Below are 17,434 nucleotides of genomic sequence, written 5' to 3'. Positions count from 1 at the left end.
TCCGCCCTTATGTGGATTTGACACCCCCCATTCCGTGACCTGTCGGGTGGTCAGGTAACTCTCGGGCCCTGTTGTGACCTGGGGATCATGATCGAAAAGGTAGCAGCCGTCGGCCGGTGCGGGGCGCGGCCGACGTCAGTGCCGAATAGGAATCCGGCATAAGCAATAATGTCAACTTATGGCGCAGAACAAGACTTTCACGGGACGTGATATCGGCATCGACCTCGGCACGGCCAACACCCTGGTGTACGTACGGGGCAGGGGGATCGTGCTCAACGAACCGTCGGTTGTCGCGGTCAGCACGACCGACGGCAGCGTGCTCGCGGTGGGCTCCGAGGCGAAGGAGACCATAGGGCGTACACCTTCCAACATTGTCGCGGTCCGCCCGTTGCGGGACGGGGTCATCGCCGACTTCGAGATCGCCGAGCGGATGCTGCGGCACTTCATCAAGAAGGTCACCGGCAACCGCCGGCTCGCCCGCCCCCGCGTCGTGGTGTGTGTGCCCTCGGGCATCACGGGCGTCGAGCGGCGGGCGGTCATGGAGGCTGCCTCCCAGGCGGGGGCCCGCCAAGTCCACCTCATCGAGGAGCCGATGGCGGCGGCGATCGGCGCGGGGCTGCCGGTGAGCGAGCCGACCGGCTGCATGGTGGTCGACGTGGGCGGCGGGACGACGGAGGTGGCCGTGGTCTCGCTGGGCGGGATGGTCACCGCCCGGTCCGTGCGCATGGCCGGCGACGCGATGGACGCCGCGATCACCGCGCATGTGAAGAAGCGTTACGCGCTGGCGATCGGGGAGCGGACCGCCGAGGAGATCAAGGTGAGCATCGGGTCCGCCGTACCGGTCGGCGCCTGGTCCGCGCCCGGCGGGACGCCCGCCCGGCTGTCGGAGCGGAATGTGGAGGTGGTGTCCACCGCGCGGAGCGGCGAGGGCCTGTCGCTCGACAAGGGCGACAAGGGCGACACGCCCGAGCGGGCCGACGCGTTCGGCGTGCTCGCCACGGGCGACAGGCTCGGCACGGGTGAGGACCCCGAGCGGACCCAGACGCTGCTGCCGCCCGACCGCTGCACCATTCGCGGCCGGGACCAGGTCACCGGGCTGCCGAAGGTCCTGGAGCTGACGGCGGACGAGGTGCGGCACGCGCTGGCCGAGCCCGTGGACAGCATCGTCGCGGCGGTGCGCGCCACGCTGGACGAGACCCCGCCGGAGCTGGCGGGCGACATCATGGACCGGGGCATCGTGCTGACCGGCGGCGGGGCGCTGCTGCGCGGCCTCGATGTGCGGCTCAGCCGTGAGCTGGACATCCCGGTGCTGGTGGCCGACGACCCGCTGGACTGCGTGGCCCTCGGCACCGGCCGGTGCGTCGAGGACTTCGAGTCGCTGCGGACCGTGCTGGACGCCCGGCCCCGGGGGCTGGCCGGCGCGCGGATCTGACGCCGGGCCCGCCCCTCGCCGCCGCCCGGGACCGGGCGGGCGCGGGGGCGCGGGCCCGCCCGGGTGGGGCCCTCGGACATGCGGGACGGGCCGGGCCGTGGTGGTCTGGTGACACCGCGTCCGTCCACGGGGGCGGGAGGGGGCGGCACGAACCGACGTCGAGGTGGCGGGCAGTGGCACGCGACGGGAGATGTGCGCGAGCGGTCGTCGCGACGCTCGTGGCCCTGAGCGCGGTGCTGCTCGCGCCGATCCCGCCGGTGGCGGCGTCCGTCCCGCCGTACCGGCCCGCCCAGCCGCCGTCCGGGGCGGTTCTCCCGTCGTATGCGGCCGGCGTCCCGTCGCGCGGGGCCGCCCTGCCGTGGTCCGGGGCCGGCGTCCCGTCGCGCGGGGCCGCCCTGCCGTGGTCCGGGGCCGGCGTCCGGTCGCCCGGGCCCGCCCTGCCGTGGTCCGGGGCCGCCGTCCCGTCGTACGGGCCCGCCCCGCCGTCGTACGGGGACTCGCCCCCCCGCCCCGTCCGGCCACGGTCGCCGCGACCGCCCCCGCCACGGTCCCGGCCAAGACACCCGCCAGGGCACGCCCCAAGGCGCGCGCCACGGCATCAGCCAAGACACCCGCCAAGGCATCAGCCAAGGCCCCCGCCACCGGGGTTCGTACGCCGTGGCCGTCCGGCTGGCGTCGCTGGGCCCCGCCGTGCTGCGGCGCCCGGACGGCGAGCTGACGCTCAGCGGAACCGTGGTCAACACCTCGCGGCACCGTGTCACCGGTGCGCGGGTGGGCGTGCGGACCGGGCCGGCGGCGCTCGGCACCCGGAGCGGACTCGCGCTCACGGCCGGGCGCACCGCCCTCGTCCGCGCCGACGGCGAGGAGATCCCCCACCACACCCACCGGCTCCCTTCCCTCCCGCCCGGCGCCGCCCGCGACTTCCGGCTGCGGGTGCCGGTGGCGGACCTGCGGCTCGGCGGAGCGGGAGCGTACGGGCTGACGGTGCACGTGGCCCGCGCGGACGGGGCCGTCCTCGGGCTGGCCCGCACCTTTCTGCCGGTGTATCCGGACGGTACGGCGTTCGAGCCGCTGCGCACCGCCGTGCTGTGGCCGGTGACCGACACCCCGCACATGGAGGCGCTGACCCTGCGCACCCCCGGCAGCGTGCGGCCGGTCTTCCGCGACGACGCGCTGGCCGCCGCGTTCGCCGAGGGCGGGCGGCTGCGGCGGCTGGTCGAGACGGGCGCGCGGCAGCCGGTGACCTGGATGGTGGACCCCGACCTGGTGGCACAGGCGAGGGCGATGGCGGACGGCTACCGGGTCGCCCGCACCCCCGGCGCCACCGATCCGCGCCACACCACCGCCGGCCGGGGCGGGCGGGCGGCGGCGGACTGGCTGGCCGCGCTCAAGCGCGCGGTGCGCGGGCGTGACGTCATCGCGCTGCCGTACGCGGACCCCGACCTGGCCTCGCTCGCCCGCGCCGGCGACGGCGGCGAGGCGCTGGCCGGGCTGCTGCGCCGGGCGTCCCGGGCGGGCAAGGACGTGGTGGACCGGGAACTGCACGTCGACGCCCGCGCGGATGTGGCCTGGCCGGCGGGTGGCGCGGTGGACGCCGGGATCGCCGCCTACGCCGAGCGGCTCGGCCTGGAGACGGTGCTGGCCTCCGGAGACGGGGTGCGCCGCTCCTCCGGCGCGCTACTCACCGCCGGTGCCACGGACGACGGCGCGGCCACACTCGGCGCGCGGCTGACCGCCCTGACGCACGACACGACCATCGCCTCACTGCTGGCGCGGAGCCGGCCGGGCACCGGCGCGGCGGGCGCGCCGGGCCGGCTGGCGCTGCGGCAGCGGCTGCTCGCCGAGAGCCTGACGGCCGTGCGGGAGCTGCCGTACGCCCCGCGCGCGCTGGTGGTCGTCCCGCCGCGCCGGATGTCGGCCGGGGCGGCGCGGGCGCTGGCCGAGGCGGTGTCCGAGGGGCGGAAGGCGGGCTGGCTGGAGCCGTCCCGGCTGAAGGTGGCGGCCCAGGACCCGGAGCCGGGGCAGCTGCGCGACGCCACCGGCTACCCGGTCGCGCTGCGCGCCTCCGAGCTGCCCGCCCATACGCTCGCGGCGGTGGCCCGGGACGAGCGGCGGCTGCGCACCCTCTCGAAGGTGCTGTCCGACCCGGGTGGCACCGCCGCCTCCGCGCACGCCGCGATGGCCCGCGCGCTGTCCACGAGCTGGCGCGGGGACCCGGCGGGGGCGCGCTCGTACCGGCGCGGCGTGAGCCGCTATCTGTCCGCCTCGATCGACTCGGTGCGGCTGGTGCCCAAATCGACGGTGACGGTCGCCGGGCAGTCCGCGACCATCCCGGTCACGGTCGACAACGGGCTCCAGCAGGATCTGACCGGCGTGGAGCTGCGGGTCTCCTCCAGCCGGCCGGAACGCCTCGACGCGGTGGACCGGGCGGTGGGGGTGCGGGCGTCCAGGGCGGTCAGCCGTACGGTGCGGGTCCGGGTGCGCGCCCACGCCAACGGGCCCGTACGGCTCACCGCCCGGCTCCACACCAGCGCCGACGGCAAGCCCTGGGGCCGCCCGATCACCTTCACGGCCGAGGTCCGCTCGGTGCCCTCGGGGGCGGTCGCGTTCGTGGCGGGCGGGGTGGGGCTGATCGCCCTGGCCGCGACCTTCCGGCTGCGCCGCGCGCGGGCGCGGGGCGGCGGAGCGCCGGGCGCGGGAGGGTGACCAGGGGGGTGACGCGGCGGGGCGCCGGGCGTGCGGGGGTGAGACGGGTTTACGGGCGCGGCGGCTCAGAGCCGGTACGCCGTGCCCGCCGGGCTCGCCCCGCGCGTGTCCAGCAACAGCTGCGCCTTCACGGCCAGGCCCTGGAGGTCATAGGTGCGGTGGTGCTGCAGCAGCACGGTCAGGTCGGCATCGGCCGCCGCCTCGTACAGCGCGTCCGCGCGCGGCACCGGCCGGCCGAACACCTGCCACCGCGCCACGAACGGATCGTGGAAGCTGACCTGGGCGCCCAGGTCCATCAGCCGCGAGGCGATCTCGCCCGCCGGCGCGCCCTCCTGGTCGCCCACGTCGGGCTTGTAGCTCACCCCCAGCAGCAGCACCCGGGCGCCGCGCGCCGACTTCCCGTGCTCGTTGAGCAGGGCCGCGCAGCGACGGGTGACATAGCCCGGCATCCGCCCGTTGACCTGCTGCGCCAGCTCCACCATGGCCAGCGGGCGGCCGGGGCTGCCGGGGCGGCCGGGAGGTCCGGGGCGGTCCTCGCGGGACGGCGCGGTGCTTCCCGAGGGGGCGTGGGCCATCGGCACGCCGTGGCCGCCGACGCCGGGCCCCGGCCGGAAGGCCTGGAAGCCGAAGGGCTTGGTCTCGGCGCAGCGGATCACGTCCCACAGATCGACGCCGAGGTCCCGGCAGAACACCGCCATCTCGTTGACCAGGGCGATGTTGACGTGCCGGTAGTTGGTCTCCAGGACCTTGACGGTCTCGGCCTCGCGCGGGCCCCGGGCCCGTACGACCTTCTCGGTGAGCCGGCCGTAGAAGGCGGCCGCCGCCTCGGTGCAGGCGGGGGTCAGCCCGCCGATGACCTTGGGAGTGTTGGCGTAGCCGTAGGTGCGGTTGCCGGGGTCGAGGCGGCCGGGGGAGTAGGCGAGGTGGAAGTCGCGCCCGGCCCGCAGCCCGGATCCGTCCTCCAGGATCGGCCGCAGGAATTCCTCGGTGGTGCCGGGGTACACGGCGGATTCCAGCACGACGGTGGTGTGCGGGCGCAGGTGCGCGGCCAGCGTGCGGGCGGCCTCGCCCACCGCCGTCAGGGCGGCCGTGCCGTCCTCGCCGAGCGGGGTGGGGGCGCAGATCACGGCGGTGTGCACCCGGCCGAGCTGGGTGGGGTCGGTGGTGGTCCGGAAGCCGCCGGCGGCCATCCTGCGCAGGTCGGCGGCCGTGAGCGCGCCGTCCCAGGCCCCGGAGGGCAGTCTTCCGGCGCGCAGGTCGGCGGCGGCGCGGGGGTCGGGGTCGTAGCCGAGGGTGCGGACGCCGGCGGCGGTGGCGGCCTGGACGAGGGGGATGCCGAGGTGGCCGAGTCCGATGACGGCGAGATCTGCGGGCATGACTTCGTGCCGTCCTTCCCGAGGTGATTTCGGAGGGCGCGAAATGAGGTGAATAAAGACTAAGCGGAAATATGACTCGTATTCAGTATTGAAGCGGGGTGTTGAGGTGCGGGTGTTGAGGGCGGGTGTCGCGGTGCGGGTGTTGCGGTGCGGGTGTCGCGCGTGATGCCGGGGCGCGCCCGCGTCACGGCGCCCGGGCGGCCCGGCGATCCGTCGGCCGCCCCGTCCCGGGGCCCCGGGCGCGGCCCCGGTGCGCGCCCCGGCATGGCGTCACGAGCGGAAAGCCAGGAAAATCAATCAAGAACGTGTGATCTCGATCACCGTCTCGATCACCACGGGAGGCAGCGGTGAGGACACCGACACTGGGGCCGGCCGAGCGCGGCGAGGCGCTGGCCCGGATGGCGGACCAGGAGCTGGACGTGCTGGTCGTGGGCGGCGGGGTGGTCGGGGCCGGCACCGCCCTGGACGCCGCCACGCGGGGCCTCGCGACCGGCCTGGTCGAGGCGCGGGACTGGGCGGCCGGCACCTCCAGCCGGTCCAGCAAGCTGATCCACGGCGGCCTGCGCTATCTGGAGATGCTGGACTTCGCCCTCGTACGGGAGGCGCTGAAGGAGCGCGGCCTGCTGCTGGAACGGCTCGCCCCGCACCTGGTCAAGCCGGTGCCGTTCCTCTACCCGCTCAAGCACCGCGGCTGGGAGCGGCTGTACGCGGGCAGCGGCGTGGCGCTGTACGACGGCATGTCGATCTCCTCCGGGCACGGCCGCGGGCTGCCGGCGCACCGCCATCTGACCCGGCGCGGGGCCCTGCGGGTCGCCCCCTGTCTGCGCAAGGACGCGCTGGTCGGGGCGTTGCAGTACTACGACGCGCAGGTGGACGACGCGCGCTTCGTCACCACGCTGGTGCGCACCGCCGCCTCGTACGGCGCCCATGTCGCCAACCGGGCGCGGGTGGTGGGCTTCCTGCGGGAGGGGGAGCGCGTCGTCGGCGCCCGCGTCCACGACCTGGAGCAGGGCGGCGACTTCGAGGTGCGCGCCCGCCAGGTGGTGAACGCCACCGGGGTGTGGACGGACGAGACCCAGGCGCTGATCGCGGAGCGGGGCCAGTTCCACGTGCGCGCCTCCAAGGGCATCCACCTGGTCGTGCCCAAGGACCGCATCCACTCCACGACCGGGCTGATCCTGCGCACCGAGAAGAGCGTGCTGTTCGTCATCCCCTGGGGCAGGCACTGGATCGTCGGCACCACCGACACGGACTGGGACCTCGACAAGGCCCACCCCGCCGCCTCCAGCGCCGACATCGACTATCTGCTGGAGCACGTCAACGAGGTGCTCGCGGTGCCGCTCACCCGCGACGACGTGGAGGGCGTGTACGCCGGGCTGCGCCCGCTGCTGGCCGGCGAGTCGGAGGCGACCAGCAAGCTGTCGCGCGAGCACACGGTCGCGCATGTGACCCCGGGGCTGGTGGTCGTGGCGGGCGGCAAGTACACCACCTACCGGGTCATGGCCAAGGACGCTACGGACGCGGCGGTGCACGGCCTCGACCAGCGGGTCGCCCCCTGCGTCACCGAGGAGGTGCCGCTGGCCGGCGCCGTGGGCTACAAGGCGCTGTGGAACGCGCGGGCGCGCATCGCCCAGCGCGCCGGGTTGCACGTCGCCCGCGTCGAGCACCTGCTGAACCGCTATGGCTCGCTCGCCGAGGAGATCCTGGAGCTGATCGCCGAGGACCCCTCCCTGGGCGAACCGCTCACGCACGCCGACGACTATCTGCGCGCGGAGATCGTCTACGCCGCCTCCTACGAGGGCGCCCGGCACCTGGACGACGTCCTGACGCGGCGCACCCGCATCTCCATCGAGACGTTCGACCGCGGCACCCGCTGCGCCCGCGAGGCCGCCGAGCTGATGGCGCCGGTGCTGGGCTGGGGGCAGGAGCAGGTCGACAAGGAGGTCCAGCACTACGAGAAGCGCGTCGAGGCGGAGCGCGAGTCGCAGCGCCAGCCGGACGACCTGACGGCGGACGCGGCCCGGCTGGGGGCGCCGGACATCGTCCCGCTCTGAGGCCGGGGCGGGTACGGGAGGGGCGCGAGCAGTCAGCCCCGGCAGAACTCGGCCGTAAGGAGGCGCCGCTCCGCCGAGGGGGCCGGGCCGGCGTCGCTGTTGAGGCGGTACGCCAGGACGTGGCGGCCGCCGGGGGTGGCGACGACCTGGACGTACGAGCCGTTGATCCGGCCGTTGTGGCCCCACAGCGTCACCCCGCAGGACAGCCGCACCGGGAAGAGGCCCATCCCGTACCGCCCGTCCGACGCGGTCGTGTCGCGCATCCGCCGCAGCGCCGCCGGTGGCAGCAGGCCGCCGCGCAGCAGCGTGCCGTAGAAGCGGGCCAGGTCGTCCAGGGTGGAGACGGCCTCCCCGGCGGCGCCCGCCGCGGACGGGTCGAGGTCGGTGACGTCGCGGAGGCCGGTGACGTCACGGAGGTCGGCGGGGCGGGGGCCGCGGGGGCTGCCGGTGCGGGGGCTGCCGGGGTGAACGGTGTAGGCGCGGCCGTGCGGGGCGGGGAGGGTGGCGCGGGTGCCGGGGAAGGACGTGCCGCGCAGGGCGAGCGGGCCCAGCACCCGGCGCTCGGTCTCGGTGGCGTAGGTGCGGCCGGTGACGCGCTCGACGACCAGGCCCAGCAGGACGTAATTGGTGTTGGAGTAGCGCCAGCCGGCGCCCGGGGCGAACCACGGCCGGTGGGCGACGGCGGTGCGCACCAGCCGGCGTGGCGTCAGGCCGGAGCCGGGCGGCGGCCCGGACAGCCGGCGGGCCACCCGCTGGTCGGCGGCGAAGTCGAACAGGCCGCTGGTGTGGGTGAGAAGCTGCCGGAGGGTGATCTTCCGGCCGTCGTTGCCGTGGCCGCGGACCAGCCCGGGGAGGTAGGTGTCCACGGTGTCGTCCAGGGCGAGCCTCCGCTCCCCGGCCAGTTGGAGGACCACCGTCGCGACGAAGGTCTTGGTGACGCTGCCCGCGCGGAAACGATCGCTTTTGTGAATGCGCCGCCCGGTGCGCAGATCCGCGAACCCGGCCGAGGCGAAGCGCGTCCCGGCGCCGTCCCGGGCGAGCGCGGCGGCGCCCGGCGCGCCGCCCCCGGCCACCAGTCGCCGTACGGCCGCGCGCAGCTCGTCCTCGGTGTTCCCCCCGCCGGCGCGCGGGGCCGCCGCGGCGACGCCGCGCGTGTGGGCCGCGCCGGGCGTGGGGGCCGCCGCGCCGGGAGCCGCCGGGGCGCCGCAGCCTGGAACGGCGGCGCCCAGGAGCGCCGCCAGCGCGAGCGCCCGGGCCGTCACGCGGCCGGGCCGCTTCCGCCACCGGGCGCGGATCGGCATGTCGGAGGGCCTTTCGTCAGGTGGTGGACCCAGATGTTCGCAGGTGTGGCCGAGGTCGCCACGCCCGGCCCCGGACCCCGGACTTCCACCGGTCCGCGGATGAGAGACAATGGGGGCTCTCCCAGGGTGGGTTCAGGGCGGGTTGATTTGCAGAGGGGACGCATGTCGGAGGCGGAGCGGACGCAGGGCTCGACCGGACGCCTCCTCGCCGGGCGGTACCGGCTCGGAGAAGTTCTCGGCCAGGGCGGGATGGGCACGGTCTGGCGGGCGAGCGACGAGACGTTGGGCCGTACGGTCGCGGTCAAGGAGCTGCGCTTCCCGTCGAGCGTCGACGAGGACGAGAAGAGACGGCTCATCACCCGCACGCTGCGCGAGGCGAAAGCGATCGCCCGCATCCGCAGCAACGGCGCGGTCACCGTCTACGACGTGGTCGACGAGGACGACCGTCCCTGGATCGTCATGGAGCTGATCGAGGGCCGCTCGCTCGCCGATGTCGTACGGGACGACGGCCCGCTGACCCCGCGCCGCGCCGCCGAGGTGGGGCTCGCCGTGCTCGACGTGCTGCGCGCCGCCCATCAGGCGGGCATCCTGCACCGCGACGTGAAGCCCTCCAACGTCCTGATCTCCGACGACGGCCGCGTCGTGCTCACCGACTTCGGCATCGCGCAGGTCGAGGGCGACCCCTCCGTCACCTCCACCGGCATGCTCGTCGGCGCCCCCTCCTACATCTCGCCCGAGCGCGCCCGCGGCCACAAGCCCGGCCCGCCGGCCGACCTGTGGTCGCTGGGCGGACTGCTGTACGCGGCGGTGGAGGGCGTGCCGCCGTACGACAAGAGCACCGCCATAGCGACGCTCACCGCCGTGATGACCGAGCCCGTCGAGCCGCCGAAGAACGCGGGCGTGCTGGAGGAGGTCATCTACGGGCTGCTCACCAAGGACCCCGAGCGGCGGCTCGACGACGCCGGCGCGCGGGCGCTGCTGAACCAGGCCCTGGCCGCCCCCGACGAGGGGCGGTCGAAGCCCGCGGCCGCCGACGCGACCCGCACCATGTCCCTGCCGCCCGCCCCGGCCCAGGACGCCCCCGCGGCCTCCGACGCCGCCGCGGAGCGGGTGCGGGGCGCGCTGCGGTCCGTACGGAAGGCCTCGGCGGCGGCCGCCGCCACCGGATCGGGCGGGTCGGCGGGCTCGGCCGCGTCGGGTGCGTCCGGAAAATCCGGTGCGTCCGGTGCGTCCGGTGCGTCCGGCGGCAAGAAGTCCTCGTCGTCGGGCGGCAGGCCCGCCAAGGCGGCGACCCCCGCCGCGGGCTCCGAGATCCCGCCCGCCCCGCAGCCGCCGCGCGCCCCGATCACGGACGTGGTGCCCAAGCGCACGCTGGTGATCATCGCGGTGGTCGTGGCGCTCGCGGTCCTCGGCACGGTGCTCGCGATCGCGCTGAGCGGCGACGACGGCGGTGACCAGGGCAAGTCCGGTGATCGCCCGACGGCTTCGGCCGGCGCGGGCGGCGACACCAAGGACTCCGGCGGCCAGTCCGGCCGGTCCCCGGACGCCCAGACCTCCGGCGAGAAGCCGACGGACGACGCGACCAAGGGCGGCTCCGGAAGCTCGGACAATGACAAGGGCAAGGACGGGAACGGGGACGCCGACGGGAGCGGCGGCAAGGGCAAGGGCGGCGACGACAGCGGCGGCAAGGGCTCGCTGCCGGGCGGGTACGAGACCGTCAAGAGCTCCGACTTCCCGTTCACCATGGCGATGCCCAAGGGGTGGAAGGTTCACCCCGGTACCTACGGCGGCAGCAAGATCTACTACGGCGGGCCCGAGGTCCCGCGGATCCAGGTCGACTTCACCGACTCCCCGAAGTCCGACGCGGCGGCGGAGTGGCGCAAGAGCGAGGGCCAGGTGAGCAGGACCACGCCCGGCTACAGGCTCATCGGCATCGAGTCGGTCAAGTGGCACGGTTACCCGACGGTCGCCGACTGGCAGTTCGAGCGCGACCGCAAGGACGGCAAGCGGGTCCGGGTGCTCAACCGCGGCTTCCGGGTGGACGGCAGCCATGGCTTCGCCATCATGATCACCTGCGAGAAGAGCAAGTGGGACGACAAGGAGTGCAAGACGCTGCGCGACACGGCGTTCGACACCTTCGACGTCACGGACTGAGCACTCCGGTCGGCACGGCGCGCCCCGGGCACGTATCGTGAGAGGCCGTGGACCGTGCGCAGCGGCAAGGGCGGGAAAAACCCCTGTGGTTGACGGTGTCGTGCGGTGCGGATGAGGGTGTGCAGCGCGTGCTCGGGGAGGCGTCGTGGACGAATACGCGGGTCGGGTTCTCGCCGACCGCTATCGCCTGCCCCTGCCGCCGGCCGATGAGTACGAGCTCGTCGAGACCCGCGCCTTCGACACCTACAGCGGACAGGAAGTCCACCTCAGGCAGATACCGCTCCCGGAGACCGTCGAGGCGGAGGTCGTCGGCGACGACGGGCGCTACCCGGGCGCCGCTCCGGGGCGCGGGACCGGCGCGTACGGCATGGGGCGCGGCGGCCGCGGCGGCGCCGACCCGGCGGTGCGCCGCGCCGTCGAGGCCGCGACGGCGGCCGCGCGGGTGCCCGACCACCCACGGCTCGACCAGGTCTTCCACGTCTTCGTAGAGGCCGGGAGCCTGTGGATCGTCAGCGAACTGGTCGCGGGCCGACCGCTGGCCGCGCTGCTCGCGGAGCGGCCGCTGTCCCCGTACCGGGCCGCCGAACTCGCCCACGACATCCTCACCGCGCTGCGCGCCCTGCACGCCGACGGCTGGATCCACCGCAACATCACCGCCCGGACCGTCCTGGTCTGCGACGACGGGCGTGCCATGCTCACCGGGCTCGCGGCGGGCGCCGCGGAGGAGGCCCTGTGCGGCTACGACCCGGTGCCCCGGCCGCAGGCCGACCCGGTCGACGCGGCCGACCAGGACGACCCGGCCGACGCGGCCGACTGGCCGGAGCGGGGCGGGCTTTCCGCCCCGGCGGAGGCGGACGAGGGCGCGTACGACGGCGCGGACCGTGGGGAGGGTGCCGGGGGCGCGGGCGACGCGGTCGGCGGGACCGGCGCGGCCGGCGAGGAGCTTTCCGGGGAGGGCGATGCCTCGCTGCCGGGCGGCTTCCCCCGCCGGGTGACAGGGCCGCTCTACCGCGACCAGATCGCGGTGGACGGCTTCCCCGCCCCGCGCGCACCCGGTGCGCCGGGCGCGGCGGACGCGCCTGGTGCGCCGGGTGCTTTGGGCGCGCCTGGCGCTTCGGGTGGGCCTGGCGCTTCGGGTGCGCCTGGTGCTTCGGGTGTTCGGGATACGGCGCCGGATGAGGGCGAGTCGCGCCCCGGCCCGCAGGGCGGTCCGGCGGGCGTGCTCCCCGGGCCGCGCGGTGCGCTCGAACAGCCCTCCGCCGGACCCGCGTTGCGGCTCCCCCCGGGGTCGGAGTGGCGGCCCGCCGAGCGCGTCGAAGACGGGCGGCCGGACGGCCCGACCGGCGTGAGCACTCCGGACGACCCGGACAGCACGCAGGGCGCCGGCCGGGGCGTACCCGGGGCCCGGTCGGGTGAACAGGCCTCCGAGGGCCACCCAGTCACCCCGGCGCCCGGCGACCCGCAGGGCACCGCCGCGCGCGCCGTACGTGCCAGCGCGATCGCCGCCTATGCGGCGGGCGCCCGCGCCGCCGCGCGGGCGCATGTCGAGGGCCCCGCGCCCCGTATCGCGCGCCCCGGCGTGGCCGACGGCCGGAGCGGCCCCGCGTCCGAGCGTGCGGAAGGCGCGCCGCGCCCCGCGACCGACACCGACGGCGCCGCCGCCTCGGACCCCTACGCCGGCGCGGGCCGGCGGAATGACCGGGACGCGGGCCCGGCGCCGAACAGCCAGGCCGACCGGAGCCCGTACGCCGCCCCGGTGCCGTACGCCGACCTGGACCGGTACGCCGGTCCGAACCGACCCGGTCCGAACCGGCAGGCCGATCCGGGTGCTCAGGCCGATCCGGGTGCTCAGACAGACCGCAGCGCGAGCCCGGCCCCGCGCCGGGCCGACCGGCACCCGGACACGGGCCGGGCGCTGTACATCGACCCAGGCCGACCGACCGCCCCCAACGGCCCGGCCCCGGACCGGCGGGCGGTCCCGGCGCCTTACGCCGACCCGAACCGGCAGCCGTCCCAGGCGTCGTACGGCGTCCCGGACATCGCCCCCGCCGGCGGCTCGTGGCCCGGAGTGCCGGGGGCTGATCGGGGCGGCGCCGACCGGACCCCCGGTCGCGCGGGCTCGTGGGACGACGACGCGGCGGGCGGTCAGGGCGCGCGGCGCGGGCCCGCGACGGCGCTCGCCGCCGAACGCGCGCGGCAGGCGCGGATCGTCGTGGTCGGGGCCGTCACCGAGCGGTGGGCGCCCGAACAGGCGGTTCCGGTGCACGAGAACTGGCGGCTTGCGCCGCCCGTCGGCCCGGCGGCCGACCTGTGGGCGGTGGGCGTGCTGCTGTTCCGCGCGGTGCAGGGCCACGCCCCCTACCCGGAGGAGAGCGCGGCAGAGCTGGTGCAGCTGGTGTGCTCCGAGGCGCCCGCGTACGCGGAGGAGTGCGGCCCGCTGCGCCCGGTGGTCGAGTCGCTGATGCGCCAGGACCCCACCGAGCGGCCGGACTTCGAGGAGCTGCGGGGCTGGCTGCGGTCGCTGATCCGGTCGGCGCCGGAGCCGGACGTCGGCAGCAGCACGGTCACGGTGCCGTCCACGGGGCCGGGCGGTGCGTCCGACCCCCGGCGGCTGCCCATCGTGCGCCGCCGCGGCTGGCTGGTGCGCCGGGGCCGGGCGGCGGCGCCGGTCGCCGCGCACGGCCGGCACAAGCGCGGCAAGCAGACGCGTGAGCGCCGCCCGCGCCGGCTGGGGCGGGTGCTGCTCACGCTGATACTGCTGGCGTTGGCGGCGGCGGTGCTGTACGCGATGCTGTTCATGCCGAAGGACGGCGAGAAGAACGGGCAGGACCGTACGGGCACGGCGGGCTCCCGGAGCGACGCGCCCAGCGCCTCGCGGGAGCCGTCGGCCGGAAAGCCGAGCGGGGACGGGACGGGTTCGGGCACCTCCTCCCCGGACGACCAGCAGCCGCAGTCCACGCCGCCCGCCGGGCTGGCGAAGGGCTTCGTGGTCCGCAACGACCCGAAGGGGTTCAAGGTCGCGGTGGACGAGTCCTGGACCCGGCGCGGGGAGAACACCCGCGGCCAGATCCGCTATGTCGGCGGCGACTTCGAGCTGCTGGTGGTGGCGGGGCGGGACAAGGCGTCCGAGTTCGGCGCGGATCCCATGGCGTACCAGCAGAACAAGGAGCCCGAGCTGGCGGCGTTCCGCGCCTCCTCCTGGGCGTCGTCCTCCGGGCTGCGCCGGATAGACGTGGGGCGGACGGCGATGGCCGAGGGCGAGTTCAGCTGGCGGGACAGCAGCGGCCGCGATGTGTACGCGCGCAATCTGGCGATGCTCATCGGCGGCCGGTACCACGTCGTGCTGGTCATCGGACCGGCCGACGAGCGCCGCGCGGTGGCTCGCTACTTCGAGCAGGCCACGGCGACGTACAGCACGACGAGCGGCTGACCGAGCGTCGGGCCCCTGGCACCGGTCAGCCGAACCGTTCCCGCAGCTTGTACTTGAGCACCTTGCGGAGGGTGTCGTTGCGTGGCAGCGCATCGACGATTTCGAGCCGTTCGGGCAGCTTGTGCACGGACAGCCCTTGGGCGCGCAGATACGAGACCGCGTCCTCAAGGGTGAGCGGTTCCGCGTCGGGGGGCTGCTCGACAACGGCGCACACCAGCTCGCCGCGCTCGGCATCGGGCAGGCCGATCACGGCGACATCGCCGACGCCGGGGTGTTCGTAGAGGAGTCGCTCGACCTCCTGGGCGGAGATGTTCTCGCCCTTGCGGATGATGACGTCCTTGGCGCGGCCGGTGAGGACGAGATAGCCGTCTTCGGTGAGGTGGCCGAGGTCGCCGGTGATGAGGAAGCCGTCGGCGTCGAACGCCGCCCGGGTCTGGGCCTCGTCCAGATAACCGGCGCAGACGGCCTCGCCGCGCAGCCGTACCTCTCCGTCGACCCCTGGGGGCAGCGGGCGTCCGTCCCGGTCCACGATGCGGATTTCCATGGCCGCCGGCGGTCGCCCTTCGGTGGTCGCGAGGTGATGGGGGGTGTCGTCCGGCGCGCCCATGGTGATCATGGGGGCTTCGGTCATGCCGTAGCCGTGGGTGAGCCGGCAGCCCAGCTCGCGGACGACCTCGTAGTACAGCTCGGGCGGCTTGGGGGCGCCGCCCCCGGCCAGCAGCCGCAGGGTGGGGACGATCCTGCGGGAGGGGTCCTTGCGCTGTTCGGCGAGGAACATCGAGTAGAAGGCGGTGCTGCCGCCCGCGACCGTGACCCTGTGCCGCCGGTAGGCGGCGAGCGAGTCGGGCAGCGCGAAGTGCTCCAGCAGCACGGCGGGGAAACCGTACATCAGCAGCATCACGGTGTAGTCGGGCCCGGCCACATGGGCGTACGGGAAGGCCATGGAGCCGACGTCGTCGGGGCGCAGCCGCAGCGCGTGGGCCAGGCAGGCCCCGGCCGCGATCAGACTGCGGTCGGTGTGCAGCACGCCCTTGGGTTCGGAGGTGGTGCCGGAGGTCCAGTAGATCCAGCGGACGGCGGTCCCGTCGGCGGGCGGCGGGGGCAGCGGCACGGCCGCCGGGTCGGCCTCCGGGAGGGTGTCGTACGCCTCGAAGACCAGGGGCGGGTCGGGCAGCGCCGCGGCGAGGCGGTGGGCCATCGCGGTGTGGTCGAAGCCTCGCCAGCGGCCGGGGACGGCGAGGAAGCGGGCGCCCGAGGCGCGCAGCGCGAAGCCGACCTCCCGGTCGCGGTAGAACGGGATGAGCGGGGTCTGCAGGGCGCCCAGACGGGCCAGCGCCAGGGCGAGGACGACCGTTTCGACGCGGGTGGGCAGCTGCCAGGCGACGCGGCTGCCGGGGCGCACCCCCAGCCCGTACAGCCCGGCGGCGGTGCGCTCGGCGCGGGTGCGCAGCGCGCGGAAGGTCACCCGCCGGTCGTCGCGGGCGTAGGCGGCGGCCTGCAGCAGGGCGGGGGCGTCGGGGGTGAGCGCGGCGCGCCGCTCGACCAGTTCCCACAGCGTCGCCGATGTGCCGAGCTGCCGCGCGATGTCGGTTTCGTGCGCCGTGTGGGTTTCCTGGGCGGTGTCGGTCATGCCGGCCTCCCGGGGCGCGCGCCATTGGGCTGACGTATCTGACGACTAGTCAGATTGTTCGAGCGTAAAACCCGGCGCCTTGTCGGTCCAGGGCTCGCGCGGTTAGTCTTGCGATAAATCTGACGGGCAGTCAGATTCGCGCAGATCCAATTCGCGCAGATCCATGGAGGGTGAGGGGGCTCGGATGGATCTCGACTGCACGGAGGCAGAGGAGGACTTCCGGCGGCGGCTGCGCGCCTGGCTCGCCGAGGTCCTGCCCAAGCTGCCCGACCCCCCGGACCCCGCCGACTGGCCCGCCCGCCGCGCGTACGACTGCGGCTGGCAGCGCATGCTGTACGACGCGGGCTACGCCGGGCTGCACTGGCCCGAGGACGCCGGAGGCCAGGGGGCCACCCCCACTCAGCACCTGATCTTCCTGGAGGAGACCGAACGGGCCGGAGCGCCCTACGTGGGCGCCAATTTCGTCGGGCTGCTCCATGCGGGCCCCACCATCGCCGCCGAGGGCGACGCCGAGCAGCGGGCCCGCTGGCTGCCGCCGATCCTGCGCGGGGACGAGGTCTGGTGCCAGGGCTTCTCCGAGCCGGAGGCCGGCTCCGACCTGGCCTCGCTGCGCACCAGGGCGGTGCGGGACGGCGACTCCTACGTCGTCACCGGCAGCAAGATCTGGACCTCGCACGCCGAGGTCGCCGACTGGTGCGAACTGCTGGTCCGCACCGCTCCGGCCGGCGACGGGGCGCCCCCGCACCGCGGCATCTCCTGGCTGGCGATGCCCATGGACGCGCCGGGGGTCACCGTGCGGCCGCTGCGCACGCTCGCCGGCACCGCGGAGTTCGCCGAGGTGTTCCTGGACGAGGTGCGGGTGCCGGTCGCCCATCGGATCGGGGCGGAGAACGACGGCTGGCGGGTGACGATGGTGACCCTCTCCTTCGAACGCGGCACGGCGTTCGTGGGCGAGGTGGTGGCCTGCCGCCGGGTGCTGGCGGCCCTCGCGCGCGAGGCGAAGGCGGGCGGGCGGTGGGACGACCCGGTGCTGCGCCGCCGGCTGGGGCGGCTCGCGGCCGAGTTCACCGCGCTGTGGCGGCTCACCCAGTGGAACGTGAGCGAGGCGCAGCGCGCCGGCGGGGTGCCGGGGACCGGCGGCTCGGTCTTCAAGCTGCGCTATTCGCACGCGCGGCAGGAACTGTACGACGCGGCCGCCGAGGTGTTGGGCGCCGGGGCGCTGGACGCGGGCCACCCGTGGGTGGCTGACCGGTTGTCCTCGCTCTCGTACACCATCGCGGCGGGCACCTCCCAGATCCAGCACAACATCGTCGCCGAGCGCATCCTCGGCCTGCCGAAGGGACGGTGAGCC

9 protein-coding genes are annotated in these 17,434 nt (G+C 75.4%); 6 read left to right on the top strand and 3 right to left on the bottom strand.

Features of this window, described 5'->3' with window-relative positions; translation table 11 throughout:
• The first annotated feature begins 178 nt into the window (after positions 1 to 178).
• Both ABFY07_RS05385 and ABFY07_RS05380 read left to right on the top strand, forming a co-directional pair.
• Positions 179 to 1,432, top strand: a complete 1,254-nt coding sequence (locus ABFY07_RS05385; RefSeq protein WP_346173330.1) for a rod shape-determining protein — start codon at positions 179 to 181, stop codon at positions 1,430 to 1,432.
• A gap of 657 nt (positions 1,433 to 2,089) precedes the next feature.
• Entirely contained in the window at positions 2,090 to 4,138 is a 2,049-nt protein-coding gene (locus ABFY07_RS05380) for a DUF6049 family protein (protein ID WP_346173329.1), read from the top strand.
• Between the two features lie 65 nt (positions 4,139 to 4,203).
• On the opposite strand, the gene ABFY07_RS05375 is transcribed toward ABFY07_RS05380, so the two are convergent.
• The gene (locus ABFY07_RS05375; RefSeq protein ID WP_346173328.1) at positions 4,204 to 5,514 is read right to left on the bottom strand and encodes a nucleotide sugar dehydrogenase; all 1,311 of its coding nucleotides are present in this window, start codon (positions 5,512 to 5,514) and stop codon (positions 4,204 to 4,206) included.
• A 347-nt stretch (positions 5,515 to 5,861) separates the two neighbouring features.
• On the opposite strand from ABFY07_RS05375, the gene ABFY07_RS05370 reads away from it, so the two are divergent.
• Complete coding sequence (locus tag ABFY07_RS05370; protein ID WP_346173327.1) at positions 5,862 to 7,568, top strand: glycerol-3-phosphate dehydrogenase/oxidase; 1,707 nt, start codon at positions 5,862 to 5,864, stop codon at positions 7,566 to 7,568.
• A 32-nt stretch (positions 7,569 to 7,600) separates the two neighbouring features.
• Here the strand turns inward: ABFY07_RS05370 and ABFY07_RS05365 are convergent, their stop codons facing one another.
• On the bottom strand, positions 7,601 to 8,869 hold the full coding sequence (locus tag ABFY07_RS05365; protein ID WP_346173326.1) for a serine hydrolase domain-containing protein: 1,269 nt from the start codon (positions 8,867 to 8,869) through the stop codon (positions 7,601 to 7,603).
• 162 nt (positions 8,870 to 9,031) lie between these two features.
• Here ABFY07_RS05365 and ABFY07_RS05360 point away from each other — a divergent pair, with 162 nt between their 5' ends.
• Positions 9,032 to 11,023, top strand: a complete 1,992-nt coding sequence (locus ABFY07_RS05360; protein ID WP_346173325.1) for a serine/threonine-protein kinase — start codon at positions 9,032 to 9,034, stop codon at positions 11,021 to 11,023.
• 145 nt (positions 11,024 to 11,168) lie between these two features.
• Positions 11,169 to 14,453 carry a protein kinase gene (locus ABFY07_RS05355; protein WP_346173324.1) on the top strand — a complete coding sequence of 1,095 codons (3,285 nt, stop codon included), beginning with the start codon at positions 11,169 to 11,171 and terminating at the stop codon, positions 14,451 to 14,453.
• A 25-nt stretch (positions 14,454 to 14,478) separates the two neighbouring features.
• On the opposite strand, the gene ABFY07_RS05350 is transcribed toward ABFY07_RS05355, so the two are convergent.
• On the bottom strand, positions 14,479 to 16,083 hold the full coding sequence (locus ABFY07_RS05350) for a class I adenylate-forming enzyme family protein (RefSeq protein WP_346173323.1): 1,605 nt from the start codon (positions 16,081 to 16,083) through the stop codon (positions 14,479 to 14,481).
• A gap of 184 nt (positions 16,084 to 16,267) precedes the next feature.
• Here ABFY07_RS05350 and ABFY07_RS05345 point away from each other — a divergent pair, with 184 nt between their 5' ends.
• Positions 16,268 to 17,431 (top strand): acyl-CoA dehydrogenase family protein, encoded by a 1,164-nt coding sequence (locus tag ABFY07_RS05345; RefSeq protein ID WP_346173322.1) that lies wholly within the window; start codon positions 16,268 to 16,270, stop codon positions 17,429 to 17,431.
• The last annotated feature ends 3 nt before the right edge of the window (positions 17,432 to 17,434 follow it).

It is taken from the genome of Streptomyces sparsogenes subsp. cuspidosporus (genome assembly GCF_039532705.1).
In the GTDB taxonomy this organism is placed as follows: Bacteria; Actinomycetota; Actinomycetes; order Streptomycetales; family Streptomycetaceae; genus Streptomyces; species Streptomyces sparsogenes.
The sequence above is the reverse complement of the archived record's forward strand: the minus strand, read 5'-3'. Positions and strand labels throughout refer to the sequence as shown.

Bases quoted from the DNA above. Each gene is read 5' to 3' on its own strand.
- ABFY07_RS05345 (WP_346173322.1), top strand. From the start codon at position 16,268: ATGGATCTCGACTGCACGGAGGCAGAGGAGGACTTCCGGCGGCGGCTG.
- ABFY07_RS05360 (WP_346173325.1), top strand. From the start codon at position 9,032: ATGTCGGAGGCGGAGCGGACGCAGGGCTCGACCGGACGCCTCCTCGCC.
- ABFY07_RS05365 (WP_346173326.1), bottom strand. From the start codon at position 8,869: ATGCCGATCCGCGCCCGGTGGCGGAAGCGGCCCGGCCGCGTGACGGCC.
- ABFY07_RS05350 (WP_346173323.1), bottom strand. From the start codon at position 16,083: ATGACCGACACCGCCCAGGAAACCCACACGGCGCACGAAACCGACATC.
- ABFY07_RS05375 (WP_346173328.1), bottom strand. From the start codon at position 5,514: ATGCCCGCAGATCTCGCCGTCATCGGACTCGGCCACCTCGGCATCCCC.
- ABFY07_RS05385 (WP_346173330.1), top strand. From the start codon at position 179: ATGGCGCAGAACAAGACTTTCACGGGACGTGATATCGGCATCGACCTC.